Consider the following 5,478-nt stretch of genomic DNA (forward strand, 5'->3'; position numbering starts at 1 on the left):
TATTTTATAGCCGTCGCTGCCCCTTTTGGCTACAACCAGTATCAATTACTAGTCATCGAGCAGATTGCCAACTGGCAAGCGTGCTGGCGTGAAAGTGGCACTAACCCAGTTGTTGTAGAACCTCTGCTGCTCAACTTTGACTTTACAGGAATTTGTGGGCGCAGTACAGACAGCAACGGCTATTCTATGCGTGTCGATAGTCAAGACTTCGGCCTAGACTATATGCTCAGAGTGGTTAAACGCAATGGCGAATTGGTACTAGTAGGGAGTCACCGTATTGACCGCAATGCCCCAGACATTGAGCTTGGCCGCACCAGAGGTTTGGCTAATGGCTTTCTCAAAATCTTTCTTGATCCTGGTTGGCGATTTACCAAACGTATGTATCAGGGCAAACAATTAGGTCACATCTATCTTACCTATGGTGCGATCGCTAATACTGTAGCGCCACAGTGGACGAGTAGCCCTCAACCCTCACCACCTACTCCCAGCAGGGAATATATTTTTACCAAACCACAAGCCCAACCCAAGACTAGTGGTGAACGTTTTCCTGGCACTAGCCCTGAAATTCCACCACCTGCACCGGCAGAATCGTCAAATGATGGCATACCAGTGTTTGAGGGGTTCTAATTAATAGGAGATACTAAGTTGACTTGGTTTCGCCCCCCTAACCCCCAGGGCTGTTTCTTGGGTCGGACTAGAATTTCACGGGTAGGGAGATAGGGAGATAGGGAGATTTTTGCTAATATAGGGGTTTTTACCGTAACACAACCCTAATGAGATACACAGGATTGTATCTCTGTTCCCTGTTCCCTATTCCCTGTTCCCTTTGAGCAATTTAGGTATCCCAATCTAAATACTGAACAGCTTTCCATCACGCTGAAATCACTTCAAAATCAGAAATCGTCTCAATCCATACCCGTGCTCCACACTTGAGGGGATCATCTGGACGATACATCACCCGACAGGGGCCATTGACCTCCACCGTATGACCGTAAACATTTTTAGTGCCTCGCTTGACCGTAATCACAGGATTCCGGTCCCCCGTCTTGAGATTGTTGCGAATCACCCTCTGGTTAACATGAATCACTGTCTTAGTGTACTCTGTACGCTTTGACCAGTTCCGTTTTGGTCCGCGAGTGCCAGGGGTGACCACCGGCATACCATCAAACAAAGGAATCACCCAAGTTCTACCCACCTTATAAGCGCCTTTAACTCTGCCTTTGCCCAGAAGGTAACGGACGCGAGTGGCAGAAACACCAAGTAATTCAGCGGCTTGTGCGGTGGAAATCATCATAGGGAGTAAACCATTGCTTTTACGATATTATTACTTTAACACACTTGTTCTGAAAAGGCAAGGATATAGTAAAACTATTGCATTAGCATAATTTAAAGTCATAGGGTCAATTGGGATTAGTGAGATTAATGGGATTAGTGATATAAAAGGGTGCTAACAAAAACTATTGCATTACCGCAATTTAAAGGAGTAATAGGTTTAATGGGTTAAATAGGGTAATAAAGAAAAGAGGGTGCTCAAACAAACTATTGCATTGTCACAATCTCAAGCAATGGGGTCAACTGGGATTAGTGGGATTAGTGACGGTAGTGGGGTAAAATAGTTATCTAAGACTATTGGATTGTCGCAATTCAGTGCTAAGTGGCTCAGTGCTGAGGGTGAGAATAGTGCTAATAGCTGACAGCTGATAAGTAGCTGGACAAAAATGAACCTCGTAGCTGTATTAACTTGTGTAAAGTTACTAAAAGTCCATCTGTTCCCTGCTCCCTGCTCCCTGCTCCCTGTTGCCTGTTGCCTAAAACCAAAAAACTTGTACCTCACCTAATTTAAAACCGCTATATTGCGGTTCTCATAGTAATGAGAATTGCTATCAATAAATCAGGTACTGTGTAATCACTTACGTCCGATTACTTAAACTATAAATTATAAATTTAAAACTACCCATGGTTCCAACAATTACTGCAAAAGAGATTACCTTACGTCAATTAAGACACAGATTCCATCTAGAACGAACTGATGATGAAAATTTTTTCAGAGAATGGCAAGACGATTTACCAGAACTGACGGATTTTGAGAAGCAATTGCTAGGGCAAGTTAAAGAAGAGTATCTGTACTTATCCGAGTCTCCGTTATTGGAAGTGATCTTAAAAATGGTGATAATATCGCCATTACTGAGACTAGCAGGATTTGATCGTCATCCCTTTGAAATCACAGCAGAGAAAGAAGTTAAAATCACCTCCGAAGATGAGGGTATGATTGTTACTGGACGTATTGATATTCTGATTTTTAAACCAGAATTCTGGGTTACTGTAATTGAAGCAAAAGGAACAAAATATGCCTTAGCAGCTGGAATTCCTCAAGTCTTAGCGTATATGTTGGCTAATCCTAATCCAGAGCAACCTGTCCTGGGGTTTATCACCAATGGAAATGAGTTTAAATTCCTAAAGATGACAACTCAAAAGCCACCTAAATATGCTCAATCCTATACATTCGCTCTTGAGAACAAAGATGATTTTTACACTGTTATGAGGATCTTAAAACGTATTAACCAAACCATCCAAAATCCGTAGTCAGCTGTCAGCAGTCAGCTGTCAGCAGTCAGCTGTCAGCCGTCAGCTGTCAGCTTATTTTATTCAAAAGCTGTTCGCACCTTCCTCTTTTATTCAAAAGCACCTCAAGTAGCTTGCCCATTAGCTGATAGCACCTCAAGTAGCACCATCTGTAGCGCATTACCTGATAACTGATAGCTATCAACATCTTGACGGGGTTGTCCAGGATAACTGATCTACTCGCGCCCCTCAGCAAAATGTCCAACTTTTCCTGGATGGTTTAGCTTACTGCTCAGAGGATATCTCCCAAGTTTTTTGATACTGAATTTTGCCCCCCTGACCCCCCAACTTTGGGGGGAACAAGAGTCAATTTGCTTCTAAAAGTCCCCCGAGCGAGGGATTGCTCGCTCGGGGGACCAACGGGGGCTTGGATGTAGCAAATGAGACTTCTCAGACAACCTCTCAGAAGCAGTTTCTGTACCATGGGCGTAGCGTATTAGCTGACTGCTTACATTTCCTGGAAAGGACTTTACCTTTTTCGCAAAAAGCATTATTATCGAAACGAGGGAGTTTGAGGGAACTATAAAACCCCGTCGGACATGACGAGTGTTAGCTGACGAACACGATGTCATAGGGCGGGGATACATGGACTCCCTCAAGCCAATTGAGGGGTTAGATGCCCCGATAATTGGCAAATTTCTTAAATATTTACACAACATTATAGCCCATGTAAGCTATAATTTGGCCATGCTAACCATGACCTACGAGTACAAACTAGAACCAACTGCCGAACAGATTGAATCTATCGAGCAAACCCTAGATATTTGTCGTTCTGTCTGGAATTTTGCCCTTAGGCAGCGTAAAGATTGGTGTGCATCTCGTAAGTCACCTATTAATGCTTGTTCGATTCAATCCGAGTACATCATTTCTGCCGACGAACCATTTCCGAATTACCATAAGCAAGCCAAGCAATTAACTCAAGCCAAGAAACTCTATCCTCATCTGAAAACAGTTCACTCTCAAGTACTACAACAAACCCTAAGAACTTTAGATAGAGCTTGGGACGATATGAAAGCCAGAGGTTTTGGTTGGCCTCGCTTTAAGAATAAGTATCGGATGCGGTCGTTTGTCTTTCCACAGTTAGGAAAAGACCCAATTAGAGATGATGGGATTAAGTTCCCAAAACTGGGATGGGTGAAATGGCGACAGTCAAGGCCTATTCCCTTTGGGTTTCAAGTCAAGCAAGCGAGGATAGTTAGAAAAGCATCTGGTTATTTTGTGATGCTGTCACTACAGCTAAATGTCAATGTCTCTAGTCCCATGCCTCACGGTCATCCTAGAGGTTTGGACTTGGGGTTTGACACGGACGGCTTTAATTTCCGAGGCAACCTCGGAAATCGCGTCCTCAAGTTTGTAGCTACCAGTGATGGTGAAGAGATTAAGCGACCTCGATTTCTGATCACCCTACAGCGCAAGCTGAAATTGCTGCAACGTAGGCTAAAGAATAAGCAAAAAGGGTCAAATAATAGATACAAGCTAAACCAGAAAATAGCTAGACTACATCAGCGCATATCTGACACTCGTAAAGATTGGCACTTTAAACTAGCTCATCATTTGTGTGATGGTGCTGGCATGATATTTGTTGTTGGCGAAGCCTGTCCGAAGGCACACACTGGCAAAAAAACTCTAGATATTCGCTTTCACCACTGCGATGAGTGTGGATACAGAACCACAAGAGATGTAGCAGCTAGTCAGGTTCTTAGAAATAGAGGGTTAAATGCCGTCGGGCAGACGGTAGTAGAAAATGTCTGTGGACTGGAAGCGACGGGGAGTATCGGTCACGATACTCTAGTTGGCACGGGTCGAAGCAGAAAACCTAATTCGCGAGAGTTAGGAATCCCCTCCCTCAAAGTGACTGAGCATAGGGAAGTTGCTTAGGGAGGGGAGGATGTCAATGATCAGGTGCGACAGCTGTATACCAACTATGGTATCTTCACCATAGTGGTAATTTAGGTAAGGGTAACTGACGCTATGTAGCTGATACTGTGACTGTTATCAATAACTTATAGGTTATTAACAAGCACGGTTAATTGCCTAGCAACATCTAGCGCAATCCACTAGTGAAAGCAGCAACTAGTTTGGTAAAACTACCTAGGGAGTCTAGTTAACTAATGGGATAAACCTATTAGAAACTAAGAGCAGTGACATGAAGTATCCGGAATATCCATAAAAACCAATAGATTGACAGCCGGGACTTGCATGAAAAAAAATACCAATTAAAGTAGGGTGGGGAACCTAATTTAATCTATAAAACTGAAAACCAACTTTTTTGCCTATCCGACAAGCTAAAACCTGGTATTTTATTTTTTTGCTACTCCCTAATCATTTGGAGTTGAGATAAGCAGCTTTCCCCAAATCAAAAAAGAATGGAAAAATTATATAGTGTACACCCTAAGTACCTCGAAACAGTCAAATTAGTTTGGAAGCGTAAGCGTCGGGGAAGAGATATAGACCTAGCTAATGAATTAGATTTAGACTTGCCCATTGTTAATCTTTTTCTGATCGGAAAGCCCATTAAAGGTCTTTTCTTTGTAGAAATTTGTCAAGCATTGCAGTTAAACTGGCGAGAAATCGCTGGTTTAGATTTACTGGAAACTCCAGTGAAATCCTCAGAGATTGAAGTAGATACTAGTGAAGTAGATACCGTCGATACCAGTGATGGGATTGGCCCTAGGCCAAGCTACGCGAACGCAAAACCAAAGCCTATCGAAGAGGTGAACACCGTTGATGACGCTTTAGGGGAGTTAGTGGACACCCTCAAAGAAATGTTACGTCGCCTGACCCGAAAAGCTGGAAATATACTAAAAGCAGACCGCACCAGTATTTTTTTACTGGATGAGCACAGTAACATCCTCA

General features: G+C 43.0%; 4 protein-coding genes and 1 pseudogene. 4 read left to right on the top strand and 1 reads right to left on the bottom strand.

The annotated features are described in order from the left end of the window. On the top strand, window positions 1-627 hold a 627-nt coding region (locus F6K20_RS22530; protein ID WP_287296089.1), incomplete at its 5' end, for a DUF3747 domain-containing protein. Between the two features lie 244 nt (window positions 628-871). On the opposite strand, the gene F6K20_RS22535 is transcribed toward F6K20_RS22530, so the two are convergent. Next, complete coding sequence (locus tag F6K20_RS22535; protein ID WP_008181378.1) at window positions 872-1,294, bottom strand: helix-turn-helix domain-containing protein; 423 nt, start codon at window positions 1,292-1,294, stop codon at window positions 872-874. Window positions 1,295-1,956: 662 nt separating this feature from the next. Here F6K20_RS22535 and F6K20_RS22540 point away from each other — a divergent pair. The 3 genes and pseudogenes from F6K20_RS22540 to F6K20_RS22550 form a co-directional block, all read left to right on the top strand. After that, window positions 1,957-2,583 carry a type I restriction endonuclease gene (locus F6K20_RS22540; protein ID WP_287253467.1) on the top strand — a complete coding sequence of 209 codons (627 nt, stop codon included), beginning with the start codon at window positions 1,957-1,959 and terminating at the stop codon, window positions 2,581-2,583. A 726-nt stretch (window positions 2,584-3,309) separates the two neighbouring features. Continuing rightward, window positions 3,310-4,500: an RNA-guided endonuclease InsQ/TnpB family protein gene (locus F6K20_RS22545; protein ID WP_044492492.1), complete on the top strand. Its 1,191-nt coding sequence runs from the start codon at window positions 3,310-3,312 to the stop codon at window positions 4,498-4,500. Between the two features lie 488 nt (window positions 4,501-4,988). Further along, window positions 4,989-5,478: pseudogene (locus tag F6K20_RS22550) on the top strand (GAF domain-containing protein); the annotation flags it as partial.

This window comes from Moorena sp. SIO2C4, assembly GCF_010672485.1.
Classification (GTDB): domain Bacteria; phylum Cyanobacteriota; class Cyanobacteriia; order Cyanobacteriales; family Coleofasciculaceae; genus Moorena; species Moorena producens.

Excerpts from the sequence above, each read along its gene's own strand:
- F6K20_RS22535 (WP_008181378.1), bottom strand. The coding sequence starts at position 1,294 with ATGATGATTTCCACCGCACAAGCCGCTGAATTACTTGGTGTTTCTGCC.
- F6K20_RS22540 (WP_287253467.1), top strand. The coding sequence starts at position 1,957 with ATGGTTCCAACAATTACTGCAAAAGAGATTACCTTACGTCAATTAAGA.
- F6K20_RS22545 (WP_044492492.1), top strand. The coding sequence starts at position 3,310 with ATGCTAACCATGACCTACGAGTACAAACTAGAACCAACTGCCGAACAG.